General features: G+C 56.5%; 22 protein-coding genes. 14 read left to right on the plus strand and 8 right to left on the minus strand.

The window, feature by feature from the left end; translation table 11 throughout:
* Positions 1-176: 176 nt before the first annotated feature.
* Positions 177-1,514, plus strand: a complete 1,338-nt coding sequence (locus tag FHS21_RS12815) for a nucleotide sugar dehydrogenase (RefSeq protein ID WP_112532366.1) — start codon at positions 177-179, stop codon at positions 1,512-1,514.
* 12 nt (positions 1,515-1,526) lie between these two features.
* On the opposite strand, the gene FHS21_RS12820 is transcribed toward FHS21_RS12815, so the two are convergent.
* On the minus strand, positions 1,527-2,681 hold the full coding sequence (locus FHS21_RS12820) for a DUF3095 domain-containing protein (protein WP_183662101.1): 1,155 nt from the start codon (positions 2,679-2,681) through the stop codon (positions 1,527-1,529).
* 316 nt (positions 2,682-2,997) lie between these two features.
* On the opposite strand from FHS21_RS12820, the gene FHS21_RS12825 reads away from it, so the two are divergent.
* Positions 2,998-3,789 carry a helix-turn-helix transcriptional regulator gene (locus FHS21_RS12825; protein ID WP_112532368.1) on the plus strand — a complete coding sequence of 264 codons (792 nt, stop codon included), beginning with the start codon at positions 2,998-3,000 and terminating at the stop codon, positions 3,787-3,789.
* Positions 3,790-3,791: 2 nt separating this feature from the next.
* Here the strand turns inward: FHS21_RS12825 and FHS21_RS12830 are convergent, their stop codons facing one another.
* The 7 genes from FHS21_RS12830 to motA are packed head-to-tail and all read right to left on the minus strand — an operon-like array spanning position 3,792 to position 9,037.
* Positions 3,792-4,223, minus strand: coding sequence for a BspJ family T4SS effector nucleomodulin (locus FHS21_RS12830; protein WP_183662103.1), 432 nt, complete (start codon positions 4,221-4,223; stop codon positions 3,792-3,794).
* A gap of 26 nt (positions 4,224-4,249) precedes the next feature.
* A complete protein-coding gene (locus FHS21_RS12835; RefSeq protein WP_183662105.1) occupies positions 4,250-5,314 on the minus strand; it encodes an EscU/YscU/HrcU family type III secretion system export apparatus switch protein in 1,065 nt (354 codons plus the stop codon).
* A gap of 17 nt (positions 5,315-5,331) precedes the next feature.
* Positions 5,332-6,360 carry a flagellar motor switch protein FliG gene (locus tag FHS21_RS12840; protein ID WP_183662107.1) on the minus strand — a complete coding sequence of 343 codons (1,029 nt, stop codon included), beginning with the start codon at positions 6,358-6,360 and terminating at the stop codon, positions 5,332-5,334.
* A 38-nt stretch (positions 6,361-6,398) separates the two neighbouring features.
* Positions 6,399-6,752: a flagellar motor switch protein FliN gene (gene fliN, locus FHS21_RS12845; RefSeq protein ID WP_112532372.1), complete on the minus strand. Its 354-nt coding sequence runs from the start codon at positions 6,750-6,752 to the stop codon at positions 6,399-6,401.
* A gap of 18 nt (positions 6,753-6,770) precedes the next feature.
* Positions 6,771-7,229 carry a BAB2_0123 family type IV secretion system effector gene (locus tag FHS21_RS12850; RefSeq protein ID WP_183662109.1) on the minus strand — a complete coding sequence of 153 codons (459 nt, stop codon included), beginning with the start codon at positions 7,227-7,229 and terminating at the stop codon, positions 6,771-6,773.
* On the minus strand, positions 7,210-8,148 hold the full coding sequence (locus FHS21_RS30665) for a FliM/FliN family flagellar motor switch protein (protein WP_112532374.1): 939 nt from the start codon (positions 8,146-8,148) through the stop codon (positions 7,210-7,212). The genes FHS21_RS12850 and FHS21_RS30665 overlap by 20 nt, the downstream gene beginning before the upstream one ends.
* 7 nt (positions 8,149-8,155) lie before the next feature.
* Positions 8,156-9,037: a flagellar motor stator protein MotA gene (gene motA / locus FHS21_RS12860; protein ID WP_112532375.1), complete on the minus strand. Its 882-nt coding sequence runs from the start codon at positions 9,035-9,037 to the stop codon at positions 8,156-8,158.
* Between the two features lie 161 nt (positions 9,038-9,198).
* Here motA and FHS21_RS12865 point away from each other — a divergent pair, with 161 nt between their 5' ends.
* From FHS21_RS12865 to flgH, 12 genes are all read left to right on the plus strand, one after another.
* The gene (locus FHS21_RS12865) at positions 9,199-9,981 is read left to right on the plus strand and encodes a DUF1217 domain-containing protein (RefSeq protein ID WP_183662111.1); all 783 of its coding nucleotides are present in this window, start codon (positions 9,199-9,201) and stop codon (positions 9,979-9,981) included.
* A complete protein-coding gene (flgF, locus tag FHS21_RS12870) occupies positions 9,978-10,703 on the plus strand; it encodes a flagellar basal-body rod protein FlgF (RefSeq protein ID WP_183662113.1) in 726 nt (241 codons plus the stop codon). Before FHS21_RS12865 ends, flgF begins: the two co-directional genes overlap by 4 nt.
* A 13-nt stretch (positions 10,704-10,716) precedes the next feature.
* Complete coding sequence (gene fliI / locus FHS21_RS12875) at positions 10,717-12,093, plus strand: flagellar protein export ATPase FliI (RefSeq protein WP_183662115.1); 1,377 nt, start codon at positions 10,717-10,719, stop codon at positions 12,091-12,093.
* Positions 12,090-12,656, plus strand: a complete 567-nt coding sequence (locus FHS21_RS12880; protein ID WP_246411007.1) for a hypothetical protein — start codon at positions 12,090-12,092, stop codon at positions 12,654-12,656. The genes fliI and FHS21_RS12880 overlap by 4 nt, the downstream gene beginning before the upstream one ends.
* A 110-nt stretch (positions 12,657-12,766) precedes the next feature.
* Positions 12,767-13,147 carry a flagellar basal body rod protein FlgB gene (gene flgB, locus FHS21_RS12885; protein WP_183662117.1) on the plus strand — a complete coding sequence of 127 codons (381 nt, stop codon included), beginning with the start codon at positions 12,767-12,769 and terminating at the stop codon, positions 13,145-13,147.
* A 1-nt stretch (position 13,148) separates the two neighbouring features.
* On the plus strand, positions 13,149-13,568 hold the full coding sequence (gene flgC / locus FHS21_RS12890; RefSeq protein ID WP_112532380.1) for a flagellar basal body rod protein FlgC: 420 nt from the start codon (positions 13,149-13,151) through the stop codon (positions 13,566-13,568).
* Positions 13,568-13,885, plus strand: coding sequence for a flagellar hook-basal body complex protein FliE (gene fliE / locus FHS21_RS12895; RefSeq protein ID WP_112532381.1), 318 nt, complete (start codon positions 13,568-13,570; stop codon positions 13,883-13,885). The genes flgC and fliE overlap by 1 nt, the downstream gene beginning before the upstream one ends.
* 9 nt (positions 13,886-13,894) lie before the next feature.
* A complete protein-coding gene (gene flgG, locus FHS21_RS12900; protein WP_112551526.1) occupies positions 13,895-14,683 on the plus strand; it encodes a flagellar basal-body rod protein FlgG in 789 nt (262 codons plus the stop codon).
* A 38-nt stretch (positions 14,684-14,721) separates the two neighbouring features.
* The gene (gene flgA, locus FHS21_RS12905; protein WP_312879876.1) at positions 14,722-15,174 is read left to right on the plus strand and encodes a flagellar basal body P-ring formation chaperone FlgA; all 453 of its coding nucleotides are present in this window, start codon (positions 14,722-14,724) and stop codon (positions 15,172-15,174) included.
* The gene (locus FHS21_RS12910; RefSeq protein WP_112532384.1) at positions 15,174-16,415 is read left to right on the plus strand and encodes a flagellar basal body P-ring protein FlgI; all 1,242 of its coding nucleotides are present in this window, start codon (positions 15,174-15,176) and stop codon (positions 16,413-16,415) included. The genes flgA and FHS21_RS12910 overlap by 1 nt, the downstream gene beginning before the upstream one ends.
* Positions 16,412-16,945, plus strand: coding sequence for a MotE family protein (locus FHS21_RS12915; RefSeq protein WP_312879871.1), 534 nt, complete (start codon positions 16,412-16,414; stop codon positions 16,943-16,945). Before FHS21_RS12910 ends, FHS21_RS12915 begins: the two co-directional genes overlap by 4 nt.
* A complete protein-coding gene (gene flgH, locus FHS21_RS12920; RefSeq protein WP_183662119.1) occupies positions 16,942-17,655 on the plus strand; it encodes a flagellar basal body L-ring protein FlgH in 714 nt (237 codons plus the stop codon). The genes FHS21_RS12915 and flgH overlap by 4 nt, the downstream gene beginning before the upstream one ends.
* Position 17,656 lies beyond the last annotated feature (1 nt).

Here is a 17,656-nt window from a genome sequence, read left to right on the forward strand (position 1 = left end):
GAAACAATAGGCAATTGTCACTTGATCGTGAGCAACCTGTCGACAGACATGCGGCCTGATTTCTTGAAGAATCTTCGAGACAGGTCGCGACCGTCCACGCTTGACAGCCAACGTCGTAGCGGCCATCTAAAACCGACCCGATAGCCGGCAGCGGCGCTTGTACAAGAAAGAACATATTGGCTTCGTCCCCTTTTTCCGACCTTTCCGGTAAAATCTCAACGCGGCAGGCCCACGCCGGTGTTATAGGGCTTGGCTACGTCGGATTGCCGCTTGCGATCACTCTGGCGCGCAGCGGTTTTGCCGTTACCGGCTTCGATATCGATCCGGGCAAGAAAGTCTCGCTCGATGCGGGGCGCTCCTATATCGAAGCGGTAACGGACGAGGCTCTCAAAACCGAAATGGCCGCGAAAAGGTTTGGCTCGACAAGTGACTTTTCCGAACTTGCAAAGTGCGATGTCATCATCATCTGCGTGCCGACGCCGCTGACGAAACATCGCGATCCAGATCTTTCCTTTGTCGAGGCGACTTGCCGCTCGATTGCGGCGGCCTTGCGCCCCGGGCAACTGGTCGTGCTTGAGTCGACGACCTATCCCGGCACGACCGACGAGGTGGTCAAGACAATCCTGGAAAAAACCGGTCTCAGATCCGGCACGGACTTTTTCCTCGGATTTTCGCCGGAACGCGAAGATCCTGGCAATCGCGACTTCCAGACTGCCACGATCCCGAAAATCGTTGCGGGCGACGGCGGGGAGGCACGCGAGTTGATGCAGGCCTTTTATGGTGCGGCGGTAAAAACCGTGGTGCCGGTCTCGTCCAATGCGACAGCGGAAGCGGTCAAGCTCACGGAAAACATCTTCAGATCGGTCAACATCGCGCTCGTCAACGAACTCAAGACTGTCTACGCGGCAATGGGTATTGATGTTTGGGAGGTCATCGAAGCAGCGAAGACCAAGCCTTTTGGCTATATGCCCTTCTATCCTGGGCCGGGACTCGGCGGCCATTGCATTCCCATCGATCCGTTTTATCTGACGTGGAAGTCGCGTGAATATGAGCTACCGACAAGGTTCATCGAGCTGGCCGGTGAAATCAATTCCGCCATGCCGCGCCATGTCGTAAGCAAGCTTGCGGAGGCGCTTGATGTTCGGGCAGGCAAGGCGCTCAGCCGTTGTCGTATTCTTGTCCTGGGACTGGCCTACAAGAAGAATGTGCCGGATATCCGCGAGAGCCCGTCATTGCGGCTGATCGAGATCATCGAGGAACGTGGTGGAACAGCGGATTATCATGATCCTTTCGTTGACGAAATCCCGACAACGCGTGAATACATGGCGTTGAAGGGTCGCAGGTCGGTGGACCTCAACGAGACTTCAATCAGATCCTACGATGCCATTTTGATCTCGACCGATCATGATCGCGTTGACTACGCCGCTCTCGCGAAATGGGCGCCTCTCATCCTCGATACGCGGAATGTCTTTACCAGGCTGGGGCTAATGGCCGAGCATGTTGTAAAGGCGTGACCGACCGGCGTCCTAAGACATTTTCGCTTTCAGATTGCTTGCTGCCATAGCATAGCCACCCATTGCGCCATCGATAAAGTGAATGTGGTCGTGGGCGCGTGGCGTCGGCACGAAACAGGTAATCAGCGCGGCATCCTGCCGGTGCAAGCCATATTGAACGATGCCCGCTTTCGCAGCGTTTTCGAGCAGCATTTCGATGCGGTGCGAACGCTGGCCATCGATGTCGATGGTCATCTTGAGGCCGTCGTCGAATTTGCGGAAATCGGAATTTTGCGACAATTCGATTTTGTAGCGCTTGGGATCGAAGCCGCCCGCAGTAAGTCCGAGCCTGTCGAGCAGAAAAGTTAAAATAATCTGTCCGATAATCGCGAGTTTGCGCGAAAGGCGTTTACCCACCGGGGCGGTGGCCCGCGCTTCGACATCGACACCCTTGATCAACAAGTTTATCGGCGGGCCTTCGGCGGGAAGCGGGTGGGCGCCGCGGCTCTGCTCGGCTGTAACGGCAACGATATCGCTGACAAGCGTCTGGAATTCCTTGCTGGCACCTGATGGCCCCGGCACTGCGATGATCGACATGATTTCGCCGTTGCGTGCCTCAATCGGATTCCAACGGCAGGAAAGACCGGTCAGGTCAGGCCTCGTACCGGAAGGAGCAGGTTCGATCGCGTAGGCGCCTGCTTTCATCTGCGCTTCCGCCCAACTCGCCCCACCACCGGCAAACATCGCGTAAGAAACGTCGGGGCTCACCCTGAAGCGGGCGACCCGCACATCAAGACCCTCATTGCGGATATCGCGCATGGGGACAAGGGCGGCACGCAGGTTTAACTGTAGTTCATCGGCAACCCAGGATTGTACAGCTGCCAGCGCTTCGCGAGCGCGCGGAACGGTGAATGCCGGTAGTGCCACCAATGCCCCGTCGCCACCGAAAACAAAGGGATAGTTTTTCCTGTCGAGCACGTTGAGGAGAGCAGAGATGACACTCACGCCGGCCATGTTTACAGCCTTGTAGCGTCCCGCCTTGATCGCGAGGGTCGACTCAACAATATCGGCCGTTGCCAACACCCAGTCATCCGGGAGTGGCTTATAGTTGCCGGGGTCCGAAACACCCTCGAAGTGTTCGAAGACAGGGAGCGTTTCGAAGAAGTCGCCAGATGTTTCTGTGGTCATGCATAAGGGTTAGCACAATCCAAAGTGGCGAGCGATGGGCGAACTGCATTGTGTGATGTCTGGACTTATAATGGAAAAACAACGGCCTCCTGAACGAGAGAGCAGGACAAGCGATTATCAACGGGAGATTGCTGTTGCGTTGTAAAAATGTGACAAAGCAAGAATACAATAGTTCATCGACTTGTGCCTCGGGCAAAGGTAGTGCAACCATGTGCACATTATTGATTCTGTGCCCTTTTCAACCAGTTCGAATTTTTAAATTTTAACGAGGATACTGGCATATTTTTGCTGCCAAGAGGAATGGTTCACTCCCACGATGCATTTTAATCTGGCCCACTTTCCGGATTTCGAAGAAGGTTTTATAAGTGGGGCCGTCAAGCACGACACCCTTGAAATGCTTGTTGGCATCAGGCAGCAGCTGAATTGCCGCCACATCACGCATGTTGGCCATAGCGATCAGCCTGGCCCTTATCGCGGTCCTGCTCCGGATATATCCGTGCTCACCACTGTGCCGACGAAATGGGTGATGCGCTATGCAGCCAAGAACTACTTCTCGATTGATCCGATCATGCAGGCCGCAAGGGCATCTGGACAACATGGAAATGCACCTGGCACCATCCGCAACCTCGCAGCAGAGGGTGGATTGTCGCTAGAGGTGAGACACTTTCTGCGCGATTGCGAGTTGCGTGGTTTGGGTAATCTCTACCTGGCTGTCGATGTTTCGAATGCACATGGCTTTCGCGGCGTTACGCTTTTTACTTTCGACATTGAACCGGCACATGAAGTTGCATTCGTGGACGGGATGCGAAAGCGGTTGGCGACCGTTTCGACGCGCCTGCACAATGTGCTGCATGGCAATCGTAATCCGGGTCTTGCAGCGGTTGTCGCGAAGCTGTTGACGAAACGCGAAATGGATTGTTTGTACTGGGCCGCCAACGGCAAAACCGACGGCGAAATTGGCGAGATTCTCAACATCGCCCGCTGGACCGTAGTGACCTATCTGCAGAACGCCAAGAACAAGCTGGGTTGCTCCAATCGTACATCAACGGTGGCGACGGCCCTGGCCCTGGGCGTTATCGAGATGCCAGCCATCGCCAGCAGGTTCTGAAACTATTCGGGTGCAGTCAGTTGTGGCAGCCGGGCGTTGTCGAATGCTGCCGCGAGCAGAGCCGTATTATCGGCCGGACTTTTGCCCGTTTCGGAAAATCGAACGTGATGCAAGTCGATTTCGCTGGAATCGGATGACAGGGTCAATCTGAAATAAGCATTCACGCCCATATTGCTGAATTCCAGATCAAGCATCACTTTTGGCGTTGAATTCCAGTCGAGTATGTACTCGCCACCGAGGCCGAAGGTAAGTGTATTGGGGTAAAAGGTCAGTTCCGTCGCAGAATTGACGATGTCGGCAATATTGCCGAACAGTTCGCAACGAATGAAGGCGATATAGTCTGCGACATCCACCAGGCGAAGATCGTGTATGACTTCCTGCAGATGCACGGAGATGATCTCGACGCGGGCAACGGAATATTGTGTTCTCTTCATATACTGATCCGCTTGAATTTAGGCAATTATTTACGGCGTCCATTAACAAATTGAATGAGTTCGGCGACCGCCTTATAAAATTCCGGAGCTATCACGTGATTGACCTGGACCTGCTTATAAAGTGATCGCGCCAATTGGATATTCTCGAATATGGGTATGTCATGCGCCTCGGCGATCTCCCTGATCTTGAGGGCGATGATATCTTGACCCTTTGCCACAACGACGGGTGCCCCGTCTTTGACAGGATTGTAACGCAGAGCAACCGAGAAGTGTGTCGGATTTGCGACGATCAGTGTGGCAGTCGGGACCGATGCGATCATGCGCTGACGCGCCCGGTCGCGGCCAAGTGAACGCAAGCGCGATTTGAGCAGCGGGTCGCCTTCTGCCTGTTTGTGTTCGTCTTTGATCTCCTGGCGTGTCATGCGAAGTTCGCTGCGCCAGTGAACACGCGTCCAGGCAAGGTCGAATGCCGCAAGCACGGTAACGGCAATCGCTACGGAGGAAAGCAGGCGCACGATATGCGTGCGGATGAGTTCGGGCAACTGGTTCGGCTCGGTGATGATCGCGTCGATGAAGAAATGGCTGTCCTTAAAGAAGATCATGAAGACGATGATGCTCGCGGCGGCAAATTTCAAAAAGGATTTGAGGAACTCGACGCGGCCTGCTGAACCGAAAAGACGCGACCAGCCCTTGACGATGGAAACGCGCGACGCTTCCGGCTGGATGCGGTCGAAGACGATGCGAGGCGCGTTCTGCAGGACAGATGCGAGGATACCTGCGCCAGGGACGATGATGAGGACCGGCAGCAAGGCCAAGCCGACCGCGGAGCCGATAATGCCAAATAATTGTCGCGCATCGTCGGCACTGTTGAGCCGCCAATCGTCGGATTTATCCATTAGTTCTGAAAGAAACAAGGCAAGCTTGGCGCCGCTGGGTACAACGACGAATACCATTATGATGAGAAAAGCGATGATCGACGCGAGGATTGGTGCTTCCCGGGAGAAAGGCAGATTGCCCTTTTCAATTGCATCACTGATCTTTTTCTCAGTGGCTTCCTCGGTTTTGCTTTCCTTGTCGGCCGTATCTGCCATTGGCTAGCGAACTCGCCTCACGCTGCAGGCTCTTCGGCTTCGAGTTTGAGGTCGCCACGATCTGCGAGCACAATAGCCGTGCGGGCAATTGTACGCCGTGCTTCTGTCACCGCATTGGCGTTGATGTTGGTCTGGCTGGAAAGTTCGGTTTCCACCATGCGCCGCCCGCGGGTGGACAGTGACTGCAAGATGAGTTCCTGTAGCTGCGGTTCGCAGCCGTGCAAGGCTGTCGTGACCACGTCGGTCTGGATTTCGTCGAAGAGAACAAGCCGCGCGCGCTGTGATATGCGCACGATATCCTCGAAGGTGAACAGCTTGGCTTTGATCTTGGCGAGATCGTCAGCACCCAGATCGGTCAGGCCCGCAAGCAATTCGTCGATTTCGGATTTTTCCAGCTGATTGATGATATTGGCGATCGTTCCATGATGGCTCTTTTCGGAACTTGTATTGTCCTTGCCGGTGACTTCGCGCTGCAGGATGCCCTCCAGCATTGTCGAAACGGCTGGGCCAACCTGACGAATGTGCAACGTGCGCTGTATGATGGCGCTCCGCGCAGCTGCATCGAAACGAATCAGGAGTTTGGCAGCAATATCCGACGGCAGGCGGGAAATAACATAGGCGCTTACCTGCGGATGTTGTGCGGTCAGATAGGCATGAAGCACGTCGGTTGGAATGCGTGGCAGCTGATCCCACACCGACTCCTGCGTCACCAATTCCGGACGCCGGTTCTCGATGACGGCGCTGGCCTCGTCGGCTGAGAGCGTTTCGCGTAACAGTCCTTCGAAGCGCATCCCGGCCTCGGATACCGGCGCGCCATCGGCAAAGGCGTTTTCGAACTGCTTGACCAGCTCTTCGAAATCACCCGGCGTGATCGGTTCGAGCTTGCGCGCGTGGCCGGCTAGCGAACGCAGATCATCGGCGGTGAAATGCTTGAGAAGCCGCGATGCGGATGGCCGCCCGATGGCAACGAGCAATGCCGCCACCTTTTCGGGACCTGACAGATCCATGATGGCGCTTGAACTTTGAGGTATTTCTTGATCGCTCATGCGGCCCGGCTTCCAAGAGTTGTGGTGTGAATTTTGGATCAGATGCCGCTGCCGATAACCTCGGTGAGGCTGACGCCGAAGCGAGAGGAATCGTCCTCAAGAACGATGACTTCCCCGCGGGCGATAACCCTGCCATTGACGACGATATCCACCGGATCGCCGATCTGCTTGTCCAGGGTGACAACGGCGCCGCGGCCAAGCTTCATAAGATTGGCGACGGGCATCGATGTACTGCCGAGCACGACCTGGACATCCACCGGGATGCCCATAATGAGATCGATGTTGGGCTTCGTGCCTCCCGATTTGCGGTTTGGCTGCGGATCATCACGCTTCAAATCTTCGATCGCTTCGTTGAGTTCGTCTTCAATGGAGTTCTTGTCGGATATGGCCATGATTTGGAGAGCCCAGCGTTAGAGGACGGCGCTTGCCACATCGGCACTGCGCACGATGCGGTTGACGAATACAGGGAGATTCTTTGCGGAAGCCACCGGTGCGGCCTTGGCAACGAGCGCGGGCATTGCCGGGGCAATATCTGATTGCTGAACAGGTATCGGCATCACCCTGACATTATCCTTGAGATCATTTTTGGCCCGTTCGACGAGGTCGATGGCGCGGGTGATTTCGGAACGCACACGATCCGAATCCTTCAGCCTGGCCTCAAGCCGGACGCTCTCGTCGCGGCAGGTTTCCCGCTCCGCCTGCAGGATCGCGAGCGCCTGCTGCAGGTTTGCGGCAGAGCTGGCAACTTGATGCGCCATGATGCGGCTCATAGTTGTGAGCCGGTTGGCCCTGCGCAGCGCCGCAAAGAAGACAACGAGCGATACCGCCGTCAGCGCGATCGAAATGAAGTTAATCAGCGGCAAGCTCATCGAGGAGATCCTCTTCTTCATTGACGGAATCGGTGATCCGCACGGTGAATGCGCTGCCCGCTTTGCCAAGCCGACATTTGTAGAGCGCCTGTTTACCGCTGCGCAGACGGACCTGGTCGATTGCGTCCTTGGGCAAATACAACACCTGACCGGGCTGCAACAGGGCGACTTGTTCGAGCGTCATCGAACCTTGCTGCAGATAGGCTTCAACATCAATGCGGGCACGACTGACTTCGAGCCGCAGTTTCTTGGCCCATGCAGGATCGGAATGATGTGCAGGCTGGCGAAGCAACCGGGCAATTGCTTCCTGCATTGGCTTGAAACTGGATCGCGGCAAAAGGATCAGGATCTGACCGGAGCGGCCCGTAGCTTTCAAGGCGATCGTGCAGCAGATCATGCGTGTTTCCGTGACCGCACCTGGTGCAAGATGCACGGTCTCGACCAGGTCGCCGATCTGGAAAAGCGGCTCGCCGCCGGCCGAGAAGATATGATCGAGCGAAGCGGTAACATCGCTGAATATTTGTCCGGCGATGCCAAGGTCGACGGAGGTCAGCGGGCGCGCCGCAGCGCCAATGTCGGGACTCGCGCCGGAACCGAACAGTGCTTCAATACCGCAGTCGATAAAGTTGCGATCTGCAGCGAGCATCAGGCGTGATCCCCACTTGGCAACCGGAACCATACCGACGAGGCTGGCTCGCAGGAGGTTCTCGCCGATCGCATCCTTCTCAAGCGCTTCAATGCGGATGAATTCCGCACCTATTGCGACGTCTGTTTGAGCTGCAACCCTTGAACCGAATGAACCCGCAAGATCGCGGAAGACTGCTTCCAGCGATTTAAGGTCATCCACCGAGAGGCCTGCGGCCCGCAGAATGTTCTCTGCGAGTGCGTCCGGTCGTCTCTGTTCGACTTCAACCTCCATGATCGTCTTACGCCGCTTGCTGTAACGGGGCAGGGGCCGATGGCGTCAGCGTTTCCTGCTCGACAACATCGATGGACGGGCGATCATAGGCGGAAATGGTCTTGCGGCCGTACTCCAGCGCAATTTGCGGCAGAGCGCCATTCATATAAGCAAGCAACGTCTGCTTGACGATCATGTAGAGACGGTTTTGCTTCTCACGGGTGGTCTTGATCTTGGTGGCGATCGGGCCGACGACGCCATAGGAGAGAAAAATACCGGCGAAGGTTCCGACCAGTGCCGCGCCTATCAAATGGCCGAGCACCTCCGGCGATTCGTTTAGCGCACCCATGGCCTTGATCACACCGAGTACGGCCGCGACGATGCCCAGTGCCGGAAGGCCTTCGGAGACGCTGACCATGGCATTATAGGGTTTGAGCTTGTCACGGGAGATGGTGTGGATCTCTTCGTCCATCAAGGCTTCGATCTCATGCGAGCGCGCATTGCCGATGATAATGAGACGGCAATAATCGCAGATGAAATGGGTCAGATCGTGGTTCTTGAGCACGCTCGGAAAGGATTGGAAAATTGTTGATTCCGTTGGGTTGTCAATGTGAACCTCAACCTCATTGCGCGACTTGGCACGCAATTCCCGCATCAGGGCGTAAAGGACCCCGAGCACATCAAGGTAATCCCGCTGCTTGGGAATCTTGTTCGTAAAGGCTTCCATACAAGCCCGACCTGTATCCTTGACCGCCGAAAACGGATTGGCCACCAGGAAGGTGCCGAGCGCAGAGCCGCCGATGATGACGAATTCCCAAGGTTGCATGAGCACGGCAACATGGCCTCCCATTGCGATAAATCCGCCGAGAAGACATCCCATCGTCACGACGAGTCCAACAAGAATACCCAAGACGCTCTCCTGCACGTTTATCGATAGAGCGCTAACAGCGTCGGCTTGCGTGAACCTTGCAGCAATGGGAGTTGGCCCTGTGGCGCGAGGATCCGTACCGCCAGCTTCAGGCAAGCTTGATTTGACACATAGGAGCCAAACGTTTTCAGGAAAGGCGCATCATGATCAATACGATGACGGGCTATAGGCTCATTGCCGCCGACTTGCCGCGCTCGCTCGCCCGCGTCTCCAAGGAGCCGATCGTTCAGCGTGAGAGCGATTACTATCTGAAAAATATAGGCAATGTGAAATCCCTCGACGATTTCATGAAAGACACGAAGCTGTACAATTATGCATTGAAGGCGTTCGGGCTTGAAGATATGGCCTATGCCAAAGCCTTCATCCGCAAGGTACTCACCGAAGGCATCGACAATCCCGACAGTTTCGCCAACAAGCTTACGGACCCCCGTTACAAGGAACTCGCGACGAGATTCAATTTCGTCAAGCTTGGCGACAAGACAACCGCCCAGCCTGAAGTGAAGCAGCCCATCGTCGACAAATATGTGCGCCAGACGCTTGAGGTCGAGACGGGTCAGCAGAATGAGGGCGTGCGGCTGGCACTGTATTTCGCTCGCAAGGCGCCGACCATTACCAATGCTTTCGAGATACTTGGTGACAAGGCGCTTCTGCAGGTCTTCCAGGCAACCTTCAACATGCCGGCACAGATGTCCAATCTCGACATCGACCGGCAGGCCAAACTGGTCGAGGACAAACTTGATCTGAAGGATCTCAAGGACCCAGCCAAACTCGAGAAGCTGTTGACGCGGTTCACTGCCATGTATGAGATGAACAATCCTTCCACCGCTGCGAGCGCACCATCCTTGCTGCTCGGCGGAACCTCAACGATCGGGATATCGGCAAGCATTCTCGCGACCCTGCAATCCTTCAAGCTGGGTGGTCGTTGATGGAAAATTCGATCTATGTTGGGCTTTCGGCACAAATTTCACTGGAGCGCCGGCTCGATGCGCTGGCTCACAATGTCGCCAACATGTCGACGCCTGGCTTTCGCGCCACAGGCATGAAGTTCGAGGCAATGGTGTCGAAAGCCGCGGAAAACTCAAGTTTCGTTACGGCCGGTGAGAGCTATATCAAGACCGAAGCCGGTCCGATCACCCAGACAGGCAATCCACTGGATGTGGCTGCAAAAGGCGACGTTTGGTTCTCCCTCCAGTCGCCGGCCGGTCAGGTCTATACGCGCGATGGTCGTATGCAGATGTCGACCACAGGCGAACTCCTCTCCGTGAAGGGCTATCCAATTCTCGATGCGGGCGGGCAGCCGTTGACGATCGATCCCAATGGTGGACCGCCGGATATCTCCTCGGATGGCGCGGTCTATCAAAACGGCAAGCAACTGGGCGCGATCGGTCTTTTTACCATCAGCCCGAACGCCAAGCTGACCTATTTCGACAATTCTTCGGTCATTCCTGATGTGGCGGCGCAGCCTGCCATCGACAATCCCAATGCCGGTGTAATTCAGGGTTCGATCGAAGGGTCGAACGTCGACGCAATCAGCGAAATGACACGGTTGATGAGCGTATCACGCGCTTTCGAACGTGTTGACGCTTTGCTTCGCGGCAGTGAGAATACGTTCTCCGAAGCCATAAAGACGCTCGGATCGAAGACGTGATCGCCGTTTGACCATGCAGTCGCTTGAAGCAGCCTTGCCTACGATACGCCAACGGACGGGCAGCCTTGAGACGCTGGCAAGGATCGTGTCGCAGATTGTCCAGGAGCGAAATCCGGTTGTTGTCGGCGGCTATGTCAATGAGGTGTCACGCTCCGCCATCGGGGTTCGTGGGATTTCGGACAAGGTTCAACTCGGCGACATCGTGGCAATCCGTGCTGACAGCCAGCTCCACCCGGCCGAGGTTGTCCGGCTCGAACAGACAAGAGTGCTGATCAAGCCGTTCGATGACCGCATCGTGCCATCGCTTGGAACACCGGTCTTCCCGGAAGGACCGTTGCGCATCGCTCCTGCACCCGACTGGAAGGGCAGGGTGATCAGTGCTCTGGGTTATCCACTCGACAGTAAGGGACCATTATCAGCCGGAACCGATCCGAAACCTGTGGATTGCCCGGCACCGTCAGCGATGAATCGTGGCCGGGTGGAAAGGGGACTGCGCACCGGCGTCAATGTCGTCGACGTCTTCATGCCGATGTGCTTCGGCCAGCGCATGGGCGTTTTCGCCGGGTCTGGCGTTGGCAAATCCACACTGCTCGCCATGATGACGAAAGCCACCGACTTCGATACGGTCGTGCTGGCCCTGACCGGCGAGCGCGGGCGCGAAGTACGGGACATGCTTGAAGACACGATGGCCGGGAAGCGCGAAAAAACCATCGCGGTCATCGCCACGGGCGACGAAAGCCCGATGATGCGCCGGCTTGCACCCAATACGGCAACGGCGATTGCAGAATATTTCCGTGATCGCGGCGAGAATGTTCTGCTGATCGTTGATTCCATCACGCGCTTTGCCCATGCAGCGCGGGAAATCGCCATCGCGGCGGGCGAACCACCGGTATCGCGCGGTTATCCACCAAGCGTCTTCAGTCAGTTGCCGCGCCTGCTCGAACGCGCCGGACCTGGTCTCGAAAGCGGCGGCACCATTACCGGCATCTATGCGGTTCTTGTCGACGGCGACGACCACAATGATCCTATCTCCGATGCCATTCGCGGCACGCTTGACGGCCATATCGTTCTTGATCGTGGCATCGCGGCGCGGGGACGGTTCCCTGCAGTCGATATTCTCGGTTCCATCTCTCGTCTTGCACAGCATAACTGGACTACAGAACAACAGAAATTGGTGACCAGTCTGCGCGGCCTCGTCGCGCGTTATGAAGAAACGCGCGATCTGCGCATGATCGGCGCGTATCAGGCGGGAAGCGATGTTCTCATCGATCAGGCGGTCAATCTTGTCCCTCTCATCTATGACGCCATGCAGCAAACGCCGACGTCGCCACTCTCGCAAGACCCTTACAACGACCTTGCGGCATCGCTGCGACCAAAGGAGCCATCATGACGAAACAACAGGCGCCGCTCGCGAAATCGGCAGCCGCTGAGCCCAGGGCAGTTCGTCCGCGCGATAAACGCTTTGACGGTTATTTGAAGAGCGCCGGGTTCGTGCTGGCGGTCGCCAGTTTCGTGCTGCCCTTCGTCATGTACTTCGACGTTCTCGACGCGCGCCCGAGGCTCGAATCCTCGGGCAAAAAGGTCAATGATCCGCTCAACCGGACCAATCAGAAGGTCGTACGTGAGACCCATGGCAGGAACGGAGCCTCGCCGGGCAAACCGAGCGAGGAACTTGATCCCATGACAACCGCCACGACCGCGGATCTGAAGGAAGACCGGACAACCAGCATCGAAGAGGCCAGCAAGCAGCCGTTTCCCCGCAAACCGGTTTTTCTGTTACGCGAAATCGTTGGTGGCCTGGTTATGATCGAAGACGATACCGGCTACTGGTTCGTCGAAAAAGGCGCAACCCTCCCGGATGGAAGCAAGCTCGTCGCTATTGAACGTGGTGATGGCAAGGACGCTTGGCAAATCAAGACATCTGACGGCGATGTGATCGCTCGCACCAACTAGTGAACTTCGTTTTGAACATAAGTTCCTGGCGGATCGGGCCGCAAGTCTCACGCAAGTTTGAAAGCATAGGTTAAGGCAAGATTAACCGGGTCAGACGTGCGAGGAAAGACATGCAGGGCATCCATCTGTTCGAGCTGGCATCACGTCAGGCTGAATGGCTCTCGGTGAGGCAGGCGGCGATCTCAGGAAATGTGGCCAATGCGAATACGCCGGGCTTCAAGGCACGCGATGTCGAGCCGTTCAAGGATGTGCTGGAACAAACGCAGCTGACCATGGCTGCGACCGATCCCAAACATCTTGAGATTAATGCGTCCGGCATCAGCGCGACAGCGCTGCGCAAGGATGCGGTGACCGAGCAGAATCACTCCAAAAATACGGTCAGCCTCGAGGAGGAAATGGTGAAATCCGGCGAGATCAACCGTCAGTTCTCTCTCAACACCAGCATCGTGAAAGCGTTTCACCGCATGATGCTGTCGGCGGTAAAGAGCTAGAATGTCCGATCCGTTGCAAGCCGCCCTCAAAGTCGCCGCATCCGGTCTTTCCGCCCAATCGACGCGCCTGCGCATTGTTTCGGAAAATCTCGCCAATGCACAGTCGACGGGCAAGACCGCAGGCAGCGACCCTTATCGACGCAAGACGGTTTCCTTTGCGACAGAGCTTGATCGCGCCACCGGCGTCGAAACAGTACGCATTGCAGAAGTCGGCAAGGATACCTCCGCCTTTACCGAAGAATATGACCCGAGCCATCCGGCAGCCGATGCCAATGGCTATGTGAAATTGCCCAATGTCAGCATGGTCGTTGAAATGGCGGACATGCGTGAAGCCAATCGCTCCTATGAAGCCAATCTCCAAGTCGTCAAGCAAGCACGCGAACTGATTGCCATGACTGTCGACCTTTTGAGGAATTCCTGATGATAGACCAACTTCTCAGTGTTTCCACGCGGAACGCCCTCTCGAATTTGGCGGAGACCGTAGCCCCAGGCGCAGCGTCCCCCACTGCAACCGCTGGCCCGTCTTCATTCGGCAATGTTCTGTCACAACTGGCAGGATCGGTCAGTAACAAGCTTGAAGGTGCCGAAGCGGTTTCGATGAAGAGTATGACCGGTGACGTGCCGACCCGCGACGTCGTGAATGCGGTCATGGATGCGGAACAGTCGCTGCAAACGGCCATCGCCATCCGTGACAAGATCGTCCAGGCCTATCTCGAAATCAGCCGCATGCCTATCTAAGGATCAACGATGAAAGCGCTTACTATTGCTGCAACCGGCATGAATGCCCAGCAGCTCAATCTGGAAGTGATTGCCAATAACATCGCCAACATCAATACAACGGGATTCAAACGCGCCAAGGCGGAATTTTCGGATCTGCTGTATCAGGCAGAACGTACCGCAGGCGTGCCCAATGCGGCGAACCAAAGCATCATTCCAGAAGGGGCAATGGTCGGGCTGGGTGTTCAGACATCGGCAGTGCGCAATCTGCATATCCAGGGCGGGCTCAACCAAACGGGCAACCCGTTCGATGTGGCGCTGGTCGGCCGCGGATGGTTCCAGATCCAGAACCCGGCTGGCGAGACGCTGTACAGCCGGGCCGGCGCATTCAACACGAACAGTACCGGCCAACTGGTGACGCTCGATGGAAATCTGGTCGAACCGAACATCATTGTCCCGACGGATGCGATCGAGGTCAAAATTACCGATACGGGCCAGGTGTTTGCGAAAATGGCCGATCAGACGGCACTTGTCGATCTCGGCCAGCTGACGATCGCCAATTTCGCCAACGAGGCTGGGTTGGAACCGCTTGGCGACAATCTCTACAAGCAGACGGATGCTTCAGGAGATGCAGTTGTCGGTGTCCCGGGCGATCCTGGGTTTGCAACGTTGAAGCAAGCCTATCTGGAGAATTCCAACGTCGATCCGGTCAAGGAAATCACTGATCTGATCACGGCGCAGCGCGCCTACGAGATGAATTCGAAGGTGATTCAGGCTGCGGACGAAATGGCTCAAGTCGTTTCAAAGAACCTGCGCTAAGGAACATGATGAAGGTGGCAACGTACTCGGCCAAAAATATCATTCGCATAGTGGCCCTGGCCGGCTGCGTCTGGCCGTTTGCGTTTGCCGCCTATGCCGACCGCATAGCGTTTCTCGTTCCATCGCAGATTATCTACCCGGGCGAAATAATCGGCGGCACAGGACTTCACGAAAAATACTTTACCATCAGAGCAAGTGCAGCGGGCCAATATGTCCTGTCTTCGCAACAGCTTGTCGGCAAGGTGGCACGCCGTACCCTGCTGCCGGGACAGCCAATTCTGGTCAATGCATTGAATGAGCCTGATCTGGTCGAGCGCGGTGTTCCGGTAGCTCTGGTGTACAGCACGGGCACATTGGTCATCACCGCCAAAGGTTCGCCGATGGAAGCCGGACACGCTGGCGACTTCATCAAGGTACGTAATATGGACAGCGGCATCATCGTCTCCGGCACGGTGTTGGCTGACGGCAGCATCCAGGTCGGGATGCAATGATGCGTTTTACAGCCGCGCTCCTTGTGGGCATACTGGCAGGTACGGTGGTCGTGAAGGCAGCGGAGCCGTCGCCGAACGCCAAACTGTATGGCACAGCTGGCGAAGCCAAGGCTGCATGGCGAAAGGCTGAAGCGCAAGCCGCACTGCAGAGAGGCGATGACGGGCACTGGGGCGGTGCCGCGTCGCCTTTGGGGGAAGGCGGGGCGATTGCCCGCTTGAAGGATATCGCCAACATTCAGGGCGTGCGCGAAAATCAGCTCGTCGGCTATGGTCTCGTCATAGGCTTGAATGGGACCGGCGATAGCCTGCGCAGTGCACCCTTCACCGAACAATCCTTGCGCGCCATGCTCGACAATCTCGGTATTAGCCCACCTCCAGGGTCCTCGCGCGTGAAGAATGTCGCGGCGGTTATCGTTACCGCCAACCTGCCACCCTTTGCCGGACGTGGCTCACGCATCGATATTACGGTTTCCTCCCTCGGTGACGCGACATCGCTTGCCGGCGGAACACTGGTGATGACGCCGCTGGCCGCGGCCGATGGTCAGACCTATGCTGTTGCACAGGGTAATATGGTCGTCTCCGGGTTCGTGGCTTCGGGACAGGCTGAGACCTTGACCCAAGGCGTTCCGACCAGTGGCCGCATTCCGAACGGCGCGCTCGTTGAAAAGGAAGTGACCGGTAATTTCGGCCAGGACGAGCTTGTGGTTGAATTGCGCGAGGCGGACTTCACGACAGCCGTACGCATCACCGACACGATCAATGCCTTTGCCAAACGCCGTTACAACCAGCCGGTTGCGAAAGAACGCGACTCAAAGTCGATCCGCCTGCGCAGGCCAAAGAATATTTCCGCAACACGGTTCCTTGCCGAAATCGAGGGCCTGCCGGTCGTGACTGATGAGGTCGCGCGCGTTGTCGTCGACGAGCGTACCGGCACGGTGGTGATCGGTGAGAAAGTGCGGATTTCGCGTGTTGCAATCAGCCATGGCAGCTTGTCGGTGCGCGTCACCGAGACACCGACGATCGTCCAGCCCGAGCCTTTTTCCGATGGCGTGACGGCAGTCGAGCCGAACACGACCATCGATGCAACACAGACGTCGAAGCTCGGGATTCTCGGTGGTACCGATCTCGAAAGTCTCGTTAAAGGGTTGAACCAGATCGGCGTCAAACCACAGGGAATTATCGCGATCCTGCAGGGTATCAAGACGGCGGGCGCATTGCATGCGGAGCTGGTGGTCCAATGATTATGGTATCAGGCAGGAAGAAATCGATCAGGTCGAGTATTACTGCACTTGTCTTCACTTCGGCTCTGTTGCTGCCTGTTACCCATGGTCTTTCGCAGGAAACGGCAGCCAAGGAAGAGAGCGGTCAGGAGATTGACCGCTATTGCACCAACATCAGCGACAAGGCAGCTGATGAACGCTATGCCATGCAGACACGCGAATTGGCACAGCTTCGCGCCGACATTGACAGCCGCATCGAGCAGCTCGATGCCAAGCGCAAGGAATATGAAGTCTGGCTGAAGCGGCGCGACGAGTTTATCGACAAGGCTGAAGATTCCCTTGTCGGCATCATCTCCAAGATGCGGCCGGACGCAGCGGCAGCGCAGATGGCGCTGCTTGGCGACGAGGCCGCGGCAGCACTTCTTCTCAAACTTAATCCCCGCGTCTCCAGTGTCATTTTAAATGAAATGCCTGCGGAAAAATCATCGAAGCTTGCCCGGGTTATCGTCGGGTCGCGCATTGTTCCAGCAGCAGAAAGAACCGCCCAATGAAAAAAGCGGCCCAAGCAATCGCTCTTGTCGGTGTTCTCTGTCTTGCAGGCTGCGCCAACAACCTGCGCGATTTCAATCGCGCGCCCGAAATGTCACCGGTCGGCACAGGCGTTGGCCAAGGCTTCAATGTTGCTGACCCGGCTTACTACCCGTCGCAACCGCGGCCACAAAAATATTCGCTCTGGCGGGATAGTCAGGCAAGCTTCTTCCGTGATCCGCGGGCGACCAATCCCGGTGACGTGCTGACCGTCGACATCACGATTGATGACAAGGCAAAGCTGGACAACAAGTCTGACCGGTCGCGTGTAGCATCCTCTGGCTATGGATTGTCCGCTGACATAGGCGGCAGCGGAGTGTCGCCGAGCGATATCAGCGGCAATCTCGACCTGAATTCGGATAGCCGATCAAAGGGCGAAGGCAAGATCGACCGGTCGGAAAAGATCAATCTCCAGGTTGCAGCGATCGTCACCGCTATTCTGCCGAACGGCAACATGGTTATCCGGGGCTCGCAGGAAATCGGTGTCAACAACGAGTTGCGGGTTCTTAATGTGGCGGGCGTGGTCCGTCCCAGGGACATCACGAATCTGAACAGAATTCCATACGACAAGATTGCCGAGGCGCGGATCTTCTATGGGGGACGCGGACGCCAGAGCGAGGTGCAACAGCCGCCTTGGGGCCAGCAGATACTCGACACCGTCTCGCCGATCTAGG

This window comes from Phyllobacterium trifolii, assembly GCF_014192095.1.
Classification (GTDB): Bacteria; Pseudomonadota; Alphaproteobacteria; order Rhizobiales; family Rhizobiaceae; genus Phyllobacterium; species Phyllobacterium trifolii.